This window comes from Deltaproteobacteria bacterium (assembly GCA_019308905.1).
In the GTDB taxonomy this organism is placed as follows: domain Bacteria; phylum Desulfobacterota; class BSN033; order WVXP01; family WVXP01; genus JAFDHF01.
Genome location: JAFDHF010000008.1, coordinates 94,783 through 112,674, shown reverse-complemented (window position 1 = coordinate 112,674; position 17,892 = coordinate 94,783). Strand labels below are relative to the sequence as shown.

The window sequence follows — 17,892 nt, the reverse complement described above, 5'->3', positions numbered from 1 at the left end:
TGTTGCTCTATAGCTGCTCCAGCCATAGGCGGCTGGATGTTTGACCATACCTGCCCTGACCGGGTTCAAAACCACGTATCTGCAAAGCTCCAGCAGGTAGCTCTCCTGCTCCACGAGAATCGACTTGAATCTTCCCTGAAAAACATGACCCGCCCGGTGATGTCTCCGGTTGAACCTCTGGGTATAGACCCCGTTGAGGTATCGCATTCCCAAGGACAAGTTGGCGTCAACAGTCTGGAGGACGAGGTGATAATGGTTCTCCATAAGGCAGTAGGCATGGCATAGCCAGTTGTATCTTTTGACCACATCCTCGAGGATGGTAAGAAAGGCTCTTCTGTCAAAATCGTCATCAAACACAGGTAACCGGGCGTTACCTCTGGAAGTGATATGATAGACGGCACCCGGATATTCGATTCTGAGAGGCCTGGCCATAATCGAAAATAATAGCATTCAAGATGTCGCAATGCAAGACCTGACCCTACGGGCTCACTGCCTACGGGCTCACCGTTCTTGCTCTCTCCATTGCGATCACAACATTACGATGGAATATATGATACGGAATGCCTGTGTTGAGATGACCGAACTTTTCTCTGTATCCTTTTTCTGTCAGTTCAACCAGATAAGGTAGATGGAATAAATCTTCCCAGTCCGGGATTTTCTTTTGAAAGGTTTCGGTCATTTTCGTTATTAGAGGATTGTGAAGATGCTTTTGGTTCCAGGGACAGGCTTCTTGACATATTTCGCAATCACCTATTCTATTTTCCATAGTGGCCTTCGCTTTTTCAGGTAGATTTTCAGCCATCAAAAGATGAGACATGCACTTTTTTCTATCCAACACATATGGCTGATCAAGTGCTTCCAACGGGCAGGCTTGTTGACACTTGTCGCAGCTGTAACACCGGTTTGGTTCGACCTTGATGTTATGTTCAAGATCCGCGTTTGTTATGATTCCTCCAAGAGCCAAAAATGTTCCATACTTTTTTGATATGAGCAAGGAATGCTTCCCTTGCCATCCTAAACCTGCTCTTACTGCAGCAAGTTTCAATGGAAGTATTGATCCTCCTTCCTTAGAACCATCGCAAAGGATCGTTTGATATCCCTCATCCTCTAAACAACAAACAATCCGTTCCAAGGGTTTGACAACATCAAGGAAAAATCCTGAGAGATAAAGCCTGCTCGTACGTCCAAACCATGGATTTGCCCAAGCCGGTAGAGTTAGCCAACCGATGTAGATGCCGGCAATAATGAGAGTTTTTGCGCCAGGTAAAGACAGATTCGGATATCGCCTTCTAGAGTCTTTTAATGCATAGTCTGTGAATTCGGATGGCTCAGCAAAACCTAAAGCATCTATTCCTATGGTGTCAGCAAGATTTCTGATCTTTTCTGAGAGTACGTGTTTTTCCATTTCGTTGTCACTGATTCTTGATCGATTTGTCAGTGCAGACTAATTCTACAATTGGAAAGTTTCCAGGACTTCCTATAGCACAGGAAGCTGCAGTTGTCAACGTTTTTGACAGAATGGGGCTAATTCTTCGGGAGGAAACGGTTGATGAAACTCGGGGAGCACGTGGAACTTTCCCTTTGCCAGACCTATCGGCCGCCGGGATTTTCTGCCCGGGGGCGGGGTGGGAAAATTGTTTTCAGAGTATCCTTCTGATATGATTTATATGCCTTCGAAGTGGTGTGGAAGGCTTTCGGCCCCGACCGACCTGGATGAAGCCCGAAAGACCCAGGCGGGTCTGCCGAGGGCTTGGGCGGCGAGTCCCGGCCTGTGGATTGGGAGGAGAATGAGACTCGACAGACTTCCGTTTGCAGAAAACAGCGTCCTCTTCGGATGCGACCCGACCCCCGGCATCGTGTCGATGGAGCTGGAAGGGGAGGACCGGATCCGGGTCTTCAGGAAAGAGGACGGGCGGGTCGTTTCTGAGACCCAGCCCTTTCATCCTTTTTTTCTCCTTTCGGACCTTTCTCTCCTTGAGGGGATCGAGTGCCCGGCCGAGGTGAGGAGCCTCGAGGGATCGGGGGAATACCGTTATCAGGTGACCTTCCGCTCCTGGCACGAGATGGACCGTGTGAGGAGAGCCGTTTCCAGGAAGGCTGGACTTCCTGCCGGCCATCCGGATTCGCCGGTCTATTCTCTCAATGACCCGATCCAGCAGCATCTCATGGTTACAGGGCAGACCTTCTTCAAGGGCCTCGCCTTCGAAGAGCTCAGGAGACTCCAGCTCGACATCGAGACCTTTTGCCCGGAGGGTTACGAGTTCCCGAACCCGAACCGTGAGACCGATCGTATCATCGTCGTCTCTTTTTCCGACAACACGGGCTGGGAGAAGATCATCTCAGGCGAGAAGCTCTCCGAGAAGGAGATGCTTGAAGAGCTTGTCGAGATCATCCAGGAGCGGGATCCGGATGTGATCGAGGGCCACAACATCTTCAACTACGATCTCGACTACATAGCCCTCAGGGCAAGGCGGCACGGGGTTGCCTTGAAGCTCGGCAGGGAGGGTAGACCGGCCAGGTCCCGGTCTTCTCGGGTGATGATTGCGGAGAGGACCATAAACTATTCCAGGTGGGATGTGTACGGCCGTCACGTGGTCGACACCTTCATACTGGCCCAGTTCTACGACGTGGTGACCAGGGAACTGGAGAGCTTCGGGTTGAAGCAGATCGCAAAGCAGTTGGACCTGGCTTCGCCTGAAAGGACCTATCTCAAGGGAGACGAGATCTCGTGGCACTTTCTCCACTCCCCGGAGAAGTTGCACAGATACGCCCTGGACGACGTGCGAGAAACGCGGGCCCTGAGTGACCTTCTGAGCAGGAGCTACTTCTTGCAGGCGCAGATCTTTCCCCTCTCCTACCAGAACGTTATCGTCCGGGGAAATGCGGCCAAGATCGATTCCCTGTTCATGCGGGAATATCTCAGGCAGGGCCGTGCGATCCCGAAATTGGAAGGGGCCCGCCCCTTTGCCGGTGGCTATACGGATATATTTTTCAAGGGGGTGGCCAGGGGGGTCGTTTACTGTGACGTGAGATCCCTATATCCGTCTCTGATGTTGTCAGAGGGCATAAGGCCGCGGAAGGACGAGCTGGGCATATTCTCCGAACTTCTCTCAGTGCTCAGGGACTTCAGGCTCCGGGCCAAGGACATGGCCGCTCGGGCCGCCTCCGTTGAGGAGAAACGGTTTTTCGAGGCTCTCCAGTCCACCTTCAAGATCCTTATCAACTCCTTTTATGGATACATGGGACACGGCCAGGCCCATTTCAGCGATTATGATCAGGCAGAGAGGATAACGGCAAGGGGCAGGGAGATCCTCCAGTCGATGATCGAATGGCTCAGGGGCAGAGGATGCCAGGTGGTGGAGATCGACACCGACGGCATCTACTTTGTCCCCGGAGGCGGGATCGCCACGGCTCGAGAGGAAGAGGATCTGGTCAAGGCGCTTTCGGACTCCATGCCGGAGGGAATCACCGTCGAGTACGGGGGGCGTTACAAGGCGATGTTTTCGTACAAGATCAAGAACTACGCTCTTCTCGACTATGACGGGAAACTCAGGATCAAGGGGTCGGGCCTCAGATCTCGAGGACTGGAGAAGTTCCAGCGTGCCTTTCTCGAGGAGATGATCTATCTGCTTCTTGCCGGCCGGAAGGAGGAGATCCCCGATCTGTTCCACCGGTACCTGGAAGAGATCGCAGGCCACCGGTGGGACGTGAAGATGTTCATGAAGACCGAGATGCTCCAGGATTCTCTCGACAAATACAGGGAGAAGATCCGCAACAATTCGAGAAATCGAAGTGCCTCCTACGAACTGGCCCTGAGATCAGAGAAACGGTATCAACCTGGGGACCAGGTCTCCTACTATGTGACCGGAGACACGGAAAGGGTTCAGGTCTACGATAACTGCAGGCTTGCCAGGGAGTGGGACCCTCGCCGCCCGGACGAGAACGTCCGCTATTATCAAAAAAAGCTGAGGGATCTCTACAGGAAGTTCAGCGGGTTTTTCGAGGAAGATGGGAAAGCCCGTTCTTCCGTTTCTCCCTAGCGAGATTTCGGAATGGACGCCAGAAGAGCTTTAGAGGGTTTTGATTGTACCCGAAAGATTCGTCCACATTGATCTGAGAAGCGCGACATCGTTGCCGATTTCTATGATTCTACAACCCATGTCGATGTATTTCCTCGCCTCCCGGAGCCAGGGCCGGCCGACACCGATCCCGACGGGCTTGTTGTGTTTGGCGGCGACTGCTATGGTTCTTTTAAGGGCTTCTTGGACCTTCGGGTGGTTTTTCTGAGGTTGGCGCAGGCCCAGTGACATGGAGAAGTCGGACGGTCCAAACAGAATGAAATCGAGGCCTTCCATGGATAGGATCTCGTCGAGCCTGGTGATGACCTCGTCGTTTTCAACCATGATGCCCACCAGGAGCTGGCTGTCGCACCATTCGACCCAATCCCTGCCGGATCTTGCGCCCCATTGGCCGGAAAAGCACATGCTCGAGTATCCACGGGTGCCCCTGGGTGGGAATTTGGCCGCCTGTATAGCCTGTTCCACCTCTTCTCCGGTCCTGACGTCGGGTATCAATATCCCCCCGGCACCGATTTCCAGAGCCTTGTTGATCAGGTAGTGATCCCCCTTGTCGTGTCGAATGATCGCCGTGATTCCTGCAATGGTTGCAGCCCTGACCATGTGTTCCATCGACTCGTCGCGCCGCCATGAGTACTCATTGTCGATGCGGAGGAAATCCAAACCGCCGTAACCTGCGGCCTCCACGACCGCCGGGCTGTACGAAAAAATCGCCGTTCCCAGGGCGACCTTCCCTTGGTCGAGAATCTTCTTCAGCCTGTTGACCGCTTCCATCGTTGTCCTCCTGAATCGTCGATACCTTGGCACCTCATCTCGCTAGTTTGTGTGGGAGCAATGTTCAAGGACCTCCGGGTTTACCAGGCACTCCCTATCCGGTGTTCTCCCCTGGAGAATAGTGAGGATGTTCTTCGCCGCTTCGATACCCAATCTCCTGAAGGATTCCTCGGTGATGCCGGCTATGTGGGGGGTCAGCACGGTCTTGCCCGCATGGGCAAGACCGCTGATGTCCCTTGGAGGCTCGCTGGAGAAGGTATCGATGCCTGCCCCGGCTATTTCTCCCCCCTTGAGGGCGTCGATAAGGGCTTCCTCGTCTACAACTTCGCCTCTGGCGGTATTGATAAGCCAGGCTGTCCTTTTCATTATCCTGAACTCTTTCTCACCGATGAGGTGTCTTGTCTCTCGGGTCAGGGGGCAGTGGAGGCTCACGATATCCGCGCATTCGAGGAGTTCTTCGAGTTTTTCCACCCGTCTCACGCCGGGCGGAACCTCATCGGGTTTCAAGAAAGGATCGTACACGGAGACCTTCATCTCCAGAGGGGCCACCAGTTGTCTCACCCGGCGGCCTATTCGGCCGAATCCGACCAGCCCGAGGGTCTTGCCGGAGAGTTCCACACCCCTGTAGTTGGGCTTGTCCCAATGGCTCTCACGGATCCTGGCGTCCAGGCGTGGGATGTCCTTTGCGAGAGCCAGCATGAGGCCCAAGACGTGTTCGGCGACGGACTGGTAGTTTGCAAAGGGCGCGATCAGAACGGGAATGCCGAGTTCGGTTGCGGCACTTAGGTCGATGTTGTCGACGCCTGTGCCGTGTTTTGCGATGACCCTGAGATTCGGTGAGGCCTCGATCACTTCCCGGGTGATTCTGCCCATTCGTACGAGAAGGCCGTCCGTCCTTTTGTCACGAAGCACCCGTGCGATTTCGGATGGCTGGAGGTAGGGTTCTATGCACTGGACACTGCATTCTTTGCCGAGAAGTTCCATGCCCTCCTCGGCGATGGGAGGGCCCGTGATGACCACCTGGCTTGCAGAACGCTTGGCTCTTGACATGATCCTGTTCGGTCTACTTGTCGAAATCGGTTTTCATTTTCTCAACATCAAAATCCGGGGACTTGCAGAAATCGATGATCCTCCGTTCTCTTTGTTCGTACTCCCGGCAGGCTTCAGGCAACTCCCGGGCGATCTCATGGGGTATGACGACGACCCCGTGCTTGTCGGCATGAATCAGGTCGCCGTTTCTCACCACGAGGCCGCCTACCTTTACCGGTTTTCCCACCTCCACCATGTGCGAATAGGCATGCGATGGAATCACGTCGGCTGCAAAGAAATGGAAGCCCAGTGTGTGGACCTCGTCGAGATCGCGGACCCCGCCGTCGGTGACCACCCCTATGCATCCCAGGGCCTTGTGCCTGTTGGCATTGACCTCGCCCCAGAGGGAGCCGATGCATCGGGGCTGATCGAGATCGTGGATTACCGCCACCCTCGGTCCTGGGGTGCTGAGTATGTTGTCCCAGTGAGCGTGCCTGACCCTGCGGGCCTCCTCTGTCGGCGGCAGGTCGGCCATCATCGCGGCCGTACAGGCGTAACCCACCATCGGGCCCAGGTCGGGAAAGATGCATCTTATTCCCAACATGAAGCCCTGATTTCTCGGCCTCACATCAAAGGTTTCGATGGCGTTGGAGACCGCCGGTGTGGGCCAGGCCGCAAGGGCCTTGAGTTCTGCTTGTGATAGAGGTTCCATCCTGTTCTCCTCACTATGCTGGAATGTAACCCGGCCGAGAAAGCCGGGTTCCGAGGGGCCCGGGGGCTCGTCGATCATCCTGGATTCTCAGGGCCATATCTCAATGCTCGCCTCCGCATGGTCATGAACGAAAAATAGATCATGCCGGTGAACGCACAGAGGCCGACGATTTTTGCCCAGTAAAGGGGGTAGAAGAGGGATAGGGCAATCAGTAGTAACAGGGCTCGAGACGGCATACTCAAGTGGTGAAGCAGGAAGCCGCGCTCTGCCGCCACCCACGCGAGGACACCCACGGCACTGAGCAAGAATACGACGAGAACCGTAAGATAGGACTCGGCGAAAAAACTGATCTCAGGGTTGTACACCATGATAAAGGGGATCATAAAGCCGACCAGTCCGAATCGCCAGGCAACAAAACCGGTCAGCATGGGGTTTGCCTTTGAAATACTGGCAGCCGTGTAGGCACTCATGCAGACAGGTGGGGTCAGAGTCTCCATGACGCCGTAATAGAAGACAAAGAGATGGGCTAGTAACAGTGGTATGCCGAGTTTGCTCAGCGCCGGGCCCACTACCAAGACAGCGAGCAGATAGGTGGGTACGGTGGGAAGGCCCAGGCCGAGGACGATGGCGGAAAACATGGTGATAATCAAGGCTGCAAGTAGGTTGCCCTTTGCCAGTGATGTTATGATCTGGGAAAACTGCAAACCTATGCCGGTCGAAGCTATTGCATTGATAACGATGCCCAGTATAGCACAGATGGCCAACAGGGCAAGACCGTCTTGGGCACCCTGGCTCAGGGCCACGAGAATCTTCTTCGGGGTCATCCGCATGGTCTTGTCAAAGAGACTCCCGATTATGAGAGTGAGGATTCCGAGGACACAGGAGAATGCAGGCGAATGCCCCCTGATGAGCATGAAGACAAGGGTGCCGAGAGAAAAGCCGAGGATGGCGGCCTGGCGAATGAAGGCCTTGGTTACTACAGGGATCTCCTCTCGTGGAATAAGAGCGATGTCGCTTTTCTTGGCCTCGAGGTACACCAGAATCAGGAGGGAGATGGAAAACAGAATCGCGGGCAGCATCGAGCCCAGGCAGATCCTCAGGTAGGGAATTCCAGTTATTTCGGACATGATGAAAGCCGTTACTCCCATCACCGGAGGCATTATCTGTCCCACCGTCGAGGAGCATGCCTCCACTGCTCCCGCGTACACGGGCTTGTAGCCGACCTTGATCATCATGGGGATGGTGAAGTTGCCGGTTGCCACTACGTTGGCCGGGGCGGACCCCGAAATCGAACCGAACAACGTGGAAGACAGCACCGCCGTTTGGGCAGCACCTCCACGCAGTCGCCCGGCGGTCATGTAAGCTATCTTTACGAACACATCCCCGGCACCGGATACTCTAAGGAAGGCCCCGTAGATGAGGAAGATATAGATGATGCCTGCCATGACGGAGAGCACGAGCCCGTAGATGCCCGTCATGCCGAAGGAGCCTTCGAGTATTTCCACGATGTCGACTGAGGAATGACGAAATATCCACGGCAGGTAAGGCCCCAGCAGCAGGTAGAGGATGGAAACGAGTGCAACAACCGGTATGGAGAGGTCTGAGGCACGACGGGTGATCTCGAATACGACCAGAATGGTGACGACATAGACGACCAAGTCCGCGCGGTTGGGGATCCCTTGCCTGTATTGGGAAATGTCGAACCATTCCACGTACATATACAAGACGCAGCCGATCATTGCGACGATGCCCGACCAACTGATGATTTCATCAAGCCAGAAGAGACTCGACCTTGCCAGGGTGCGCCGCGAAAGAAATATCATCACGGCTCCGAGCATGAGCACCGTGCCCCTCTGGACGGGCACGGAATACTGGCCCCTTACTATCGTGAAGATAATGAACAGGCTTAGAGATATTCCCAGCACTTCGACGATATGTCGTTTCAGGGCAAGGTATTTCTGATGCTTCTGAGGAGTCTCCATTCCCTGTCTCGGCTATGTCAGCTTAGAACCCTACAATTAGGAAGGGCAATGTGCTAAACAGAAGAAGAGAGGGCAGCCTCTCCAGGCCGCCCTCTTCTGGGTGTTCACTTTATGGCGCCTACCTCTTTGTAGTATTTGACGGCGCCGGGGTGAAGGGGAGCAGACAGATTCTGCAAGGCCCCTTGCAGAGTGAGGGATTGGAGCTGCTTTGAAACCCCTTTCACCTCATCGAGATGTTCCCAGAACACCTTGACGATATTGTAGACGAGCTCTTCATCCATGTCCTTGCGCACCACGAGCATCAAGGGGACGGTCCAGGTGTAAACGGGTTCCGTGTTCACGACTCTGCCCCTGTATGCCTCTCTCAACCGCTCGGGTGTGAGGGTCTTCAGAAGGGTGTAAGGTCCCACGACGAATTCCCTCTGAAATCTTTCCCATCCCTGTTTTGTCATGGTTACGAGTCGCACCGGGATCTTAGAGGAGAGATCGGTGATCAGGGGCTGCGGCAGCCCGCCCCACACAAGGGCGTCATCCAGGCCTGCCTTGTCGCGAAGCTGGTCTACGGCCTGGCTTGTCTTGAGATACATGGCCTTGTAATCTCCTCTTTGGAGATCCAGGCCGTGAGCCTTTAGAACGCCCTGCGTCATGATTCCCCCAAACCCGCCAGGAAGCCCGAAATGAACTCGTTTGCCTTTCAGGTCGGTAATCACCTTTATTCCGGAATCAGCTCGTACCACGTAATTGCACCAACCCGTAACGATGGCAAAGAGTGCCCGGGTCGGGTCGTAGTACCTCTCCTTTGAATACGCCTTCTCCTTCTCGAAAAGCAGTATCCCCTTGCGGGCACACTCCAGGTGGGGCGAGCCGATGTAAGCGGTGTCCCATTTTCCGGCCACCATACCCCTGAGGAGTTTTGTCGTACCTCCCTTGGCCAGTACGGCCATCTTGACACCAGGCAGATACTTGTTGATTACGTTCGACCAGCCCACACCAAGCATATAGTTACCTGCAGTCATTGTGGTGCCGGTAAAACGAACCTCAATCTCCTTTGCCGTCGATAGAGATCCGATACAGAAAACGGTGATGAAGATCAATAGTGTTAGGATTCTTTTCATTTCTCCCTCCCTCCTCTTGCTTGGCCCTCTGAGTTCTCAGGGTTCATGAGTCTCTCACTTGTTTCTCTCACCTCCTTTCATTCCGGCCCCGCTCTTCGGTATCAGGCCTCGCTCGCGGCTACGTTTCTTTCAGGATAAAGGTGGTACGGGCTCCCTGCCTGATGACTGATAGAACCAGTTCCTCCCCCGGCTCCATGGGTCTCACTTCCGTCCAAGGTGCGAGGATCTTTGCGGCAGCGGCAAATTGGGGCGGATCCTCGGGGTCGCAGTAGTGGATGGGTACGGCGAGCTCGCAGCCTATCCATTGAACGGCCTGGGCCGCTTCTCGGGGCGGCAGGTCTTTGCCGTAAAGGGGAGAGGCAGCCCCCACGGGGATCAAGCCGATCTGGGGCCGATAGAGTAGGCCGATGAGTTTCATGTCGCCGAAGAGACAGGTGTCCCCGGCATGGTAGATTCTGAGCCCTCCTGGGGTAGTAATCAGGAAGGCGAGTGGTATACCTGTGCTCGGGCGCCCGGCGTCGTCCATAGCATAGCTCACGTGCTTGGCCTGTAGCACTCGGAGACTGACACCCTCCGTCTCCACCCTCCCCCCGTAGCTGCATGTCTTGACCTGTTCTTTGGGAAGACCCTCTGCGCGGGCCAGTTCGCGAACGAGATAGTCGCAAACCAGAAAAGCCTTGTCCCGGCTTGCAATGCGGAGGGAATCTCCCAAATGATCGAAGGCCGCGTGTGTTACCAGGATCGAGCCGACCCGGGGAATCCCCTCCGGGCCGAAAGGGGCGGAGGGGTTGCCTGTGAGCCACGGATCGATCAGGACCCGTTTGCCCTCCTCAGTCGTCAATAAGAAGCCGGAATTGGATAGATACTGAAGCCGCACTTCAGAACCGGTCATCTACGCTCCTTCGGCCTCTGGCCGCGGTCCACGCCTTTGCGGTGCCTCCCCCTGTCGTCGAGTTGAGCGAGGACGCGCTGCATGTTGTTGTTGGAGTGGGTCTCCAACAGGGCCCGGACTTCCTCTGCTCTCCTCTGTTGGAAGGCCTCGAAGATCTCTTGGTGCTCCCTGAAAGACTCCTGGGGCCGGCCTGGTACATCGAGAGAGAAAGAGGCTGCCCACCTCACCTGCCTGGCCAACAGCCTGTACGTTTCAAACAACTTCTGATTACCGGAGCAGTTGACGAGGAGATCATGAAATTGAAAGTTCAGATGCTGCAGCTTCTTCAGGTTCCCGGTATTCAGAGAGTCTCTCATCCCCTCCAGGACCGACTGAATCCTCTTCACGTCACGCTTTGTGGCATTCAATGCGCCTTTCATGGCACCAAACGCCTCAACCACGTTCTTCAATTCGTAGATGTCCCTGAACTCGTCGTGACTGAATTTTGCGACTTCTCTTGTGAGATGAGTCCTCCGTACTAGGTTCATCTCTTCGAGGCGCTGAAGCGCCTCCCGCGCCGGCGCCCGGCTGACTCGAAATTCCCTGGCAACACCGACCTCGCTCAGTCTGGTCCCCGGCAAAAGCTCTCCTGTCAGTATGCGGTCTTCAAGATTTCCGACGATCCTGTCGACCAGGGTTTCCCGGTTGAGATTGAATCTTATGTCCCGGACAGACGCCATCTCTGTGTTTCCCTCACGGCAGGGAACAGGGAAGCCGCAAAGACATAACCTGAATACCTGAATACAGGTATACCATTCTCCCCGATCTGTCAAAGAGCCCCATGCCGAAAAATCCCGGCGATATTAAAGAAGAGGACCTATCTGCTCGCGGATTCTTCTCATTCAGCGGATTTTCATCGATTTTCTAGGACAGGCTGAGCGACCTAGCGGACCAGACCAGACTGCCGGGCAGAGAGGCAACCGCGGGTCCTTTCCCTGTTTTCCTGCCGTGTTCAGGATCGGCATTTCATGGACAGGAAGGTATCGAGGCCCTTCCGGAAGCGGAGGATATCCGCATGGGCAAAATCCGCATAGTGGAGTATGATGCCCTCCAAGAGCCGCGGGTGTTCCGGTGAATCTTTACCGTGAGTGGCGATCAGGTGGACCAGATCGTTCGGGAGATGCTCCTGAAGTGCTATGAACGCTCCCCAGAAACCGTGCATGAATCTTTCTCCGATATCGGACTTGACGTACCGGTCTCCTCTCTTTTCGTACTCAAAGGCCTTTCCGAGATCATGCAAGACAACCGAAGCAATGAGAAGGTCTCGGTCGATGGAAATCCCCATGTTCTTTTCCACGAGGGAGGCGGTGGACAGGGCGGCTTCCATGACCCAGTTTATGTGGTTTACAAGATCTACCTCCGGGATGGCCACACTGAAGGGAATATCCTCGATGTTCTTGAAGGAGCCCTCTCTCAACGCCCGCACCCAGGCCTTGATGACTTTCTCCCTCAATTCCGAATCTTGAATCTCCCGGATGGCTGGGAATGTCTCCAGTATTTTCATGTGAATGCGCTTTTCCATGAACAATCCCCTCTGCTTCTCTTTTGCCCGGTACGAGAGCGGCCGGAGGGTCTTTACCCGGACATGGGGCGGCCTACCCGCCCAGATCGAAGTGGCAGGCTACGAAATGACCAGGGGCCGCCTCCCGCAGCGCGGGCTCCTCTTCGGAACATATCTCCTTGGCATGAGAACACCGTGGATGAAAACGGCAGCCGGGGGGCGGATCGGCCGGGCTCGGGACTTCGCCACCGAGAATCACGCCGGTGCTCGGGGCATCTGGGTCCGCGGGCAGGGCGGCCGAGAGAAGTCCGACGGTATAGGGATGGCAGGGGTGGCGATAGATCTCATCCGCATCGCCGTACTCCACCAGGCTTCCCACGTACATGACGCCGATGGTGTTGCTCATGTGTCTCACCACGGCCAGATTGTGAGCGATGAGCAGATATGTCAGCTCGAGCCGTTCCTGGAGACTCTTCAGAAGGTTCATCAACTGTGCCCGGATGGATACATCCAGGGCCGAGACGGGTTCATCGAGGACGATGGCTTTGGGCTCGGGAGCAAGGGCCCGGGCCACGGCTATCCTCTGCCGCTGCCCTCCGCTGAACTGATGAGGAAAACGGTTGACGCTTTCCGGATCCAGACCGACCTGGTGGAGAACCTCCTTCACCCTTTCGGCGATCGCCTTGCGGGGGAGAGCCCCGCTTACCGCCAGCGGCTCCGCCACGATTTCTCCCACGCTCATCCGAGGATCGAGGGAGCCGTATGGATCCTGGAACACGGCCTGAACGGACTCGCTGTACTCCTTGAGCTTAGGTTCGGGGAGTGCCAGGACATCCTCGCCCCCGAAAAGGATGGTACCGCTCATAGGCTTTTCGAGCAGCAGGATGAGCTTGGCGGTTGTCGTCTTGCCGCATCCTGACTCACCAACCAGACCAAAGGTCTCCCCTCGGCTGATGGAGAAACTTATCCCGTCGACGGCCCTTATCCAACCGGTCGTTTTCTGTCTGACCAGCCCCCTGGTGATGGGGAAGTACTTCTTCAAGTTGGTTGCCTCAAGGAGGATGTTTGATCTCGAGGACATGACTCAAACCGTTCGCCAGCACGAAACCGTGTGATCTTTTCCAACCCGCACCTCAGGAGGATACTGTACAAGACACCGGTCATCAGCCTTGCTGCACCGGGGGGCAAAGCTGCATCCAGGTGGCAGGTTCAACAGCGATGGGGGCTGTCCTTCGATCGTGGCCAGCCATCTCTGTCTCTCTTCCAACCTGGGCACCGACTTGAGGAGAGCGTCCGTGTAAGGGTGCAGGGCATTATGAAATATCTCTCTCATGGGGGCGGTCTCCACGATTCTGCCCGCATACATGACAGCCACACGATCACACATCTTCGCGACGATTCCCAAGTCGTGGGTAATGAAGATTATGGCGACGTGGAGCCGCTCTTGCACCTCTTTCAGGAGGCTCAAGTACTGGGCCTGGATGGTGACATCGAGGGAAGTCGTACATTCGTCTGCAATCAGGACCTCCGGTCTGCACGACAGGGCCGCCGCTCCCACCACCCGTTGTCGCATGCCGCCGCTCATCTGGTGAGGATAATCACCCAGACGCATCTCCGGGGCGGGAATCCTCACCAGCCGGAGGATTTCAATGGTTTTTTCCCACAGGTGGCGACCCTTGAGTCTCTGGTGGATCCGGATGGCCTCGGCCACCTGATTGCCGATGGTGAAAACAGGATTCAATGAGGTCATGGGATCCTGCAGGATCATCGTAATCCTCCGGCCTCGTACTTTCACCATCTCCTTTTCGGTTTTCGAGAGAAGATCCTCGTCACCCAGCAAGACCCGGCCCCCTACGATCCGGCCGGGAGGCGGAACGAGTCCGAGTATGGACAGACAGGTCACGGTCTTGCCGCATCCCGATTCGCCCACGAGACCGAGGGTCTCGTTCTTCTTTAAGGAGAAGCCGACGCCGTCAACGGCCTTTGCCGTGCCCTCGCGGGTGAAGAAATACGTCTTGAGACCGGTTACCCGAAGAACCTCTTCTTGGCCCAGGGCGGCAGCGGGGCCTGACCGAGCCGCCTCCTCCTTTCCTGGTACGGTGTTTTTGCTGTACGCCATGCGGTTGCCTTCCGGGGGGATGCAGGTGCTTCCTGCCTCAGAGTTCCCTCATCTTCGGATCGAGATGGTCCCTCAGCCAATCCCCAAGGAAATTGAAAGCCAGGACCGTGACGGCGATCGCCGTTCCCGGGAAGAAAGTCAGCCACCAGGCCATGCCGATGTACTCCCTGCCTGCCGCAACCATTGCGCCCCACGAGGGTTGTGGAGGAGGAATGCCCGCGCCGATAAACGAAAGGGATGCCTCGACCACAATGGCCCAACCCACCTGGAGGGTAGCGAGCACCAGGATGCTTCCCACCATGTTGGGCAGGAGGTGACGCATCAAGATCCTGAATTGCGATGATTTGATCATCCGGGCATAGATCACAAAATCCCTCTCCTTGATACTCAGTGTTTCGCTCCGGATGACCCGGGCATAACGTGCCCAGACAACCAGTCCGATCGCCAAAACCACCGTGCGCATGCCGGGTCCGGTGGCGATGGCCAGAATCAAGGCCAGGAGGATCATTGGAAAGGAGAGGAATCCATCGCATACCCTCATCAGGACCGCATCGGTCATGCCTCCCCGGTAGGCCGAGACCATACCGACCGATATACCGATCACGGCACCGATAAGGATCGAAAGCATCGAGGCGACCAGAGATATCCTTGTTCCTCCGATCATTCGACTCAAAACGTCTCGACCCAGGCTGTCCGTGCCGAGAGGGTATTCCAGGCTGCCCCTTTCCTGCCAAAAGGGCGGGCGCAGCCTGTTCGGCAGCGACATCTCGTAGTAGCCGTGAGGCGCGATCCAGGGGGCCGCAACAGCAACTATGACGATGATAAATGCAACCGTTGCCGGGAATACAAACCTGGGGTCACGAAACACATACATCTCGGCATTCCCATTAAGCAAGGACGCCCTTGCCTTGGGGCTACGCTTTGGTCATCCGGATACGCGGATCGATCCAGTAGTACACGATATCGACTATCAGGTTCACCAAAGCCACGATGAGAGCTATTACCACGACGACGCCCTGGATCACGGTGAAGTCGCGGTCGACCACGGCCAGGTAGGCGAGCCGCCCGATCCCCGGCCAGGCAAAGACAGTTTCTATCACCACGGCTCCACCGATAAGGAGCGCAAAATACATACCGCTGAAGGTCACCACGGGCAGGAGGGCGTTGCGCAGTGCGTGTTTCCAGACCACCCCTGAAGGCGGAACCCCTTTGACCTTGGCAAACAGGACATAGTCGCTGTTGAGAACCTCCAGCATGCTCGAGCGGAGAAGCCGCATGATGCCTGCGGTGATGAACCAACCCATGGTGAATCCAGGCAAGACATACGACTTCAGGCTCTCGGCTCCGCCCACAGGCAGCCATCGCAGGCGGACTGCGAAGATCTCCATCAGGATCAGTCCCACCCAGAAATGGGGAAGACTCTGCCCCAAGACCGCAATAAGCCTTGCCACCATGTCCACCCGCGACCCTCTCCGGACAGCCGCTACGACACCCAGAGGGAAGGCAAAAACCAGGGTGACAAGCATGGAAAAACCGGCGAGCTGGAGCGATTTTACGAGGCGGTCGGCCAGCAAAGGCCTGATAGGGATTTTGGAAATGATGGATTCTCCGAGATCGAGACGTGCCAGCCGGGCCATATATATCCCGTACTGAACGATCAGGGGACGGTCCAGCCCCAGGCTCTTGCGCACCTCGACCCGCTGCTGTTCTGTTGCCTCCAGGGCGAGCATGAGCTCCACGGGATCGCCCGTGGTACGGCCCAAGATAAACACCACCGAGACAACCACCCAGACGGTGAGAAACCCCTGGAAGATTCTGGAAAGTATGAAACGCTGCATGGGTTACGTCCGTTCACCAGGTCCTGGCCGGTTGGTGCCGGTGTCTCCCGGCCGGGAGACACCGGCCGATGATTCTCCTTATTCGTGACGGCTGGCAAAGAGCTGCTGGAAGTTCCAGGCGTAGGGCAGCAGACCCGGGAACCAGCCGGAGGCTTTCTTGGAAACCCCGAAGGGTACAGCCGACTCGAAAAGGGTACCGCTTATATGATGATCGAACATATAGGTGGCCAGCCCCCAGAGAGATTTCTTCAGGGCCTTCTCGTCGGGTGCGGACGCAACCAGGTTTATCATCCGGTCTACCTCGGGATCCTTGGCGTATGTGAGCTTGCCGTCGGATGCAAAAAGCGCCCTGACGATCGACATGGGCCAGATACGGGAGCCAACCCAGTACCAGCCGACCACGCAACCCTGGTCAGGATTCTCGACCCACTGCTTGCGCCACGTTCCGTAGTCGATGGGCACGATCTTCGGTCTCACGCCGATCGCACTCCAGTAGCCGGCAATGGCCTCGATGATCTTGGGCCCCTCGGCCATCCCCTGCTTGGGCCACGACACCATCTTGATGTCAAAACCGTTCGGGTAGCCGGCCTCCTTCAGGAGGGTCTTGGCCCGAGCCGGGTCATAGGGATAGGGCTTAACCATGTTGGGCTCCATATATGCGGATATGGCCGCCCAAGGGGCGGGAATCCCGGTCTGTACGGCAAAGCCTGCCAGAACATAGTCGATGATCTCCTGCCGGTTGATAGCCAGATCCAAGGCCTCTCGCACCTTCTCTCTGGAGAGCGGATTGTCGCGGCGCCACTGGCTGTGGTAGCCCACGAAGACCGACGCCTGTGAGGGAAGCATTACCACCTCGTGGCCCTCCTTCTTGAGTTTTACGGCCCAATCCCTGGGCAGCGGGGCGATGTCCACCTCGCCCGTGCGTAGCAGGGCCATGCGGGTCTTAGCCTCCGGTACGATTTTGAATATGATTTTCTTGTACTTCGGTGTGCCCCAACGCCAGTGTTTGCCCGGCACCGCCTCGAATTCCATGGAGACACCCTGCTCGTGACGGACCAGCCTGTAAGGCCCGGTGCCGACGGGATGCTGGCGAAAGTACTGGTCGCCCTTGTCCTGGACGTACTTCTTCGGATAGATGTACCCGATCGGGTAGTTTCCGGAAAGGATCGACCATAAGAAGAGATAGGGCTTCTTCAGATGGACCACCACCGTGTAGCGATCGGCAACATCGATGTGATCGGCTACCTTCCTCAAGGTGGCGCCGGCCAGGCCTACGACCCACGGCTCTTGAGCCCGTTCCCAGCAGAACTTTACGTCCTCGGCCGTAAGCTCGTCCCCCGTGTGGAACCTGATTCCCCTTCGCAGGTGGAAGGTCCAGGTCAAACCATCGGCGCTCTGCTCGTAGCTGCGGCATATCCCCCTGCCCAGATCGATCTTTGCGTGGGGGTCCAGGCCGATGAACTGATCGTAGATCAACTGGTTCCAGAGATTATTGGCGCCGGAACCATTGGCAGGATCGAGGGATTCGTTTTCCATGGCGGAAACGGCGATCCTCAGCTCTCCCTCGGGCTCGACAGCTCGTGCCCGGGAAGCGAAAACCGCGCAGAAAATGAGTCCCACCGCAAGGAGGACCAAGCCCCTTGTACGAATCTTCCGTCTCGAATCGCTCTGATGCATGATTTCCCCTCCTCTCTCAAGAATCGGACTGGCTGAGCTTTCGACACCGGTCAGGATCCGTTCAATCGTCCATATGCAACACCCCCTTTCGACGGTTTCCATGTCAAAGGTGGATCACGAGAGACAGTACGGGCCTCT

16 protein-coding genes are annotated in these 17,892 nt (G+C 56.2%); 1 reads left to right on the top strand and 15 read right to left on the bottom strand.

Features of this window, described 5'->3' with window-relative positions; genetic code table 11:
• Both JRJ26_05135 and JRJ26_05130 read right to left on the bottom strand, forming a co-directional pair.
• Positions 1-432 (bottom strand): transposase (locus JRJ26_05135; protein ID MBW2056862.1); only part of this gene is annotated, 432 nt, incomplete at its 3' end.
• Positions 433-493: 61 nt separating this feature from the next.
• Entirely contained in the window at positions 494-1,405 is a 912-nt protein-coding gene (locus JRJ26_05130; GenBank protein ID MBW2056861.1) for a hypothetical protein, read from the bottom strand.
• Positions 1,406-1,787: 382 nt separating this feature from the next.
• Here JRJ26_05130 and JRJ26_05125 point away from each other — a divergent pair, with 382 nt between their 5' ends.
• Positions 1,788-4,040 (top strand): DNA polymerase II, encoded by a 2,253-nt coding sequence (locus JRJ26_05125; GenBank protein MBW2056860.1) that lies wholly within the window; start codon positions 1,788-1,790, stop codon positions 4,038-4,040.
• 30 nt (positions 4,041-4,070) lie between these two features.
• Here JRJ26_05125 and JRJ26_05120 read toward each other — a convergent pair whose 3' ends face one another.
• From JRJ26_05120 to JRJ26_05060, 13 genes are all read right to left on the bottom strand, one after another.
• A complete protein-coding gene (locus tag JRJ26_05120) occupies positions 4,071-4,850 on the bottom strand; it encodes a hypothetical protein (GenBank protein ID MBW2056859.1) in 780 nt (259 codons plus the stop codon).
• Between the two features lie 42 nt (positions 4,851-4,892).
• Positions 4,893-5,900, bottom strand: coding sequence for a hydroxyacid dehydrogenase (locus JRJ26_05115; GenBank protein MBW2056858.1), 1,008 nt, complete (start codon positions 5,898-5,900; stop codon positions 4,893-4,895).
• 13 nt (positions 5,901-5,913) lie between these two features.
• Positions 5,914-6,591, bottom strand: a complete 678-nt coding sequence (locus tag JRJ26_05110; GenBank protein ID MBW2056857.1) for an RraA family protein — start codon at positions 6,589-6,591, stop codon at positions 5,914-5,916.
• A 74-nt stretch (positions 6,592-6,665) separates the two neighbouring features.
• Positions 6,666-8,573 carry a TRAP transporter fused permease subunit gene (locus JRJ26_05105; GenBank protein MBW2056856.1) on the bottom strand — a complete coding sequence of 636 codons (1,908 nt, stop codon included), beginning with the start codon at positions 8,571-8,573 and terminating at the stop codon, positions 6,666-6,668.
• Between the two features lie 104 nt (positions 8,574-8,677).
• Positions 8,678-9,688 carry a TAXI family TRAP transporter solute-binding subunit gene (locus tag JRJ26_05100; GenBank protein ID MBW2056855.1) on the bottom strand — a complete coding sequence of 337 codons (1,011 nt, stop codon included), beginning with the start codon at positions 9,686-9,688 and terminating at the stop codon, positions 8,678-8,680.
• 118 nt (positions 9,689-9,806) lie between these two features.
• Positions 9,807-10,580, bottom strand: coding sequence for a metal-dependent hydrolase (locus tag JRJ26_05095; GenBank protein ID MBW2056854.1), 774 nt, complete (start codon positions 10,578-10,580; stop codon positions 9,807-9,809).
• Positions 10,577-11,299, bottom strand: a complete 723-nt coding sequence (locus JRJ26_05090; protein ID MBW2056853.1) for a GntR family transcriptional regulator — start codon at positions 11,297-11,299, stop codon at positions 10,577-10,579. The genes JRJ26_05095 and JRJ26_05090 overlap by 4 nt, the downstream gene beginning before the upstream one ends.
• A 272-nt stretch (positions 11,300-11,571) precedes the next feature.
• Positions 11,572-12,141 carry an HD domain-containing protein gene (locus JRJ26_05085; GenBank protein MBW2056852.1) on the bottom strand — a complete coding sequence of 190 codons (570 nt, stop codon included), beginning with the start codon at positions 12,139-12,141 and terminating at the stop codon, positions 11,572-11,574.
• Positions 12,142-12,214: 73 nt separating this feature from the next.
• Entirely contained in the window at positions 12,215-13,201 is a 987-nt protein-coding gene (locus tag JRJ26_05080; GenBank protein MBW2056851.1) for an ATP-binding cassette domain-containing protein, read from the bottom strand.
• A 3-nt stretch (positions 13,202-13,204) separates the two neighbouring features.
• Positions 13,205-14,239: an ABC transporter ATP-binding protein gene (locus JRJ26_05075; GenBank protein ID MBW2056850.1), complete on the bottom strand. Its 1,035-nt coding sequence runs from the start codon at positions 14,237-14,239 to the stop codon at positions 13,205-13,207.
• A 37-nt stretch (positions 14,240-14,276) separates the two neighbouring features.
• Positions 14,277-15,113 (bottom strand): ABC transporter permease, encoded by an 837-nt coding sequence (locus tag JRJ26_05070; protein MBW2056849.1) that lies wholly within the window; start codon positions 15,111-15,113, stop codon positions 14,277-14,279.
• A gap of 40 nt (positions 15,114-15,153) precedes the next feature.
• Positions 15,154-16,077 (bottom strand): ABC transporter permease, encoded by a 924-nt coding sequence (locus JRJ26_05065; GenBank protein ID MBW2056848.1) that lies wholly within the window; start codon positions 16,075-16,077, stop codon positions 15,154-15,156.
• Between the two features lie 78 nt (positions 16,078-16,155).
• The gene (locus JRJ26_05060) at positions 16,156-17,754 is read right to left on the bottom strand and encodes an ABC transporter substrate-binding protein (protein ID MBW2056847.1); all 1,599 of its coding nucleotides are present in this window, start codon (positions 17,752-17,754) and stop codon (positions 16,156-16,158) included.
• Between the last annotated feature and the right edge of the window lie 138 nt (positions 17,755-17,892).

Bases quoted from the DNA above. Each gene is read 5' to 3' on its own strand.
- JRJ26_05105 (MBW2056856.1), bottom strand. From the start codon at position 8,573: ATGGAGACTCCTCAGAAGCATCAGAAATACCTTGCCCTGAAACGACAT.
- JRJ26_05065 (MBW2056848.1), bottom strand. From the start codon at position 16,077: ATGCAGCGTTTCATACTTTCCAGAATCTTCCAGGGGTTTCTCACCGTC.
- JRJ26_05120 (MBW2056859.1), bottom strand. From the start codon at position 4,850: ATGGAAGCGGTCAACAGGCTGAAGAAGATTCTCGACCAAGGGAAGGTC.
- JRJ26_05090 (MBW2056853.1), bottom strand. From the start codon at position 11,299: ATGGCGTCTGTCCGGGACATAAGATTCAATCTCAACCGGGAAACCCTG.
- JRJ26_05085 (MBW2056852.1), bottom strand. From the start codon at position 12,141: ATGGAAAAGCGCATTCACATGAAAATACTGGAGACATTCCCAGCCATC.
- JRJ26_05080 (MBW2056851.1), bottom strand. From the start codon at position 13,201: ATGTCCTCGAGATCAAACATCCTCCTTGAGGCAACCAACTTGAAGAAG.
- JRJ26_05130 (MBW2056861.1), bottom strand. From the start codon at position 1,405: ATGGAAAAACACGTACTCTCAGAAAAGATCAGAAATCTTGCTGACACC.
- JRJ26_05075 (MBW2056850.1), bottom strand. From the start codon at position 14,239: ATGGCGTACAGCAAAAACACCGTACCAGGAAAGGAGGAGGCGGCTCGG.
- JRJ26_05125 (MBW2056860.1), top strand. From the start codon at position 1,788: ATGAGACTCGACAGACTTCCGTTTGCAGAAAACAGCGTCCTCTTCGGA.
- JRJ26_05115 (MBW2056858.1), bottom strand. From the start codon at position 5,900: ATGTCAAGAGCCAAGCGTTCTGCAAGCCAGGTGGTCATCACGGGCCCT.
- JRJ26_05070 (MBW2056849.1), bottom strand. From the start codon at position 15,113: ATGTATGTGTTTCGTGACCCCAGGTTTGTATTCCCGGCAACGGTTGCA.
- JRJ26_05110 (MBW2056857.1), bottom strand. From the start codon at position 6,591: ATGGAACCTCTATCACAAGCAGAACTCAAGGCCCTTGCGGCCTGGCCC.
- JRJ26_05095 (MBW2056854.1), bottom strand. From the start codon at position 10,580: ATGACCGGTTCTGAAGTGCGGCTTCAGTATCTATCCAATTCCGGCTTC.
- JRJ26_05100 (MBW2056855.1), bottom strand. From the start codon at position 9,688: ATGAAAAGAATCCTAACACTATTGATCTTCATCACCGTTTTCTGTATC.
- JRJ26_05060 (MBW2056847.1), bottom strand. From the start codon at position 17,754: ATGCATCAGAGCGATTCGAGACGGAAGATTCGTACAAGGGGCTTGGTC.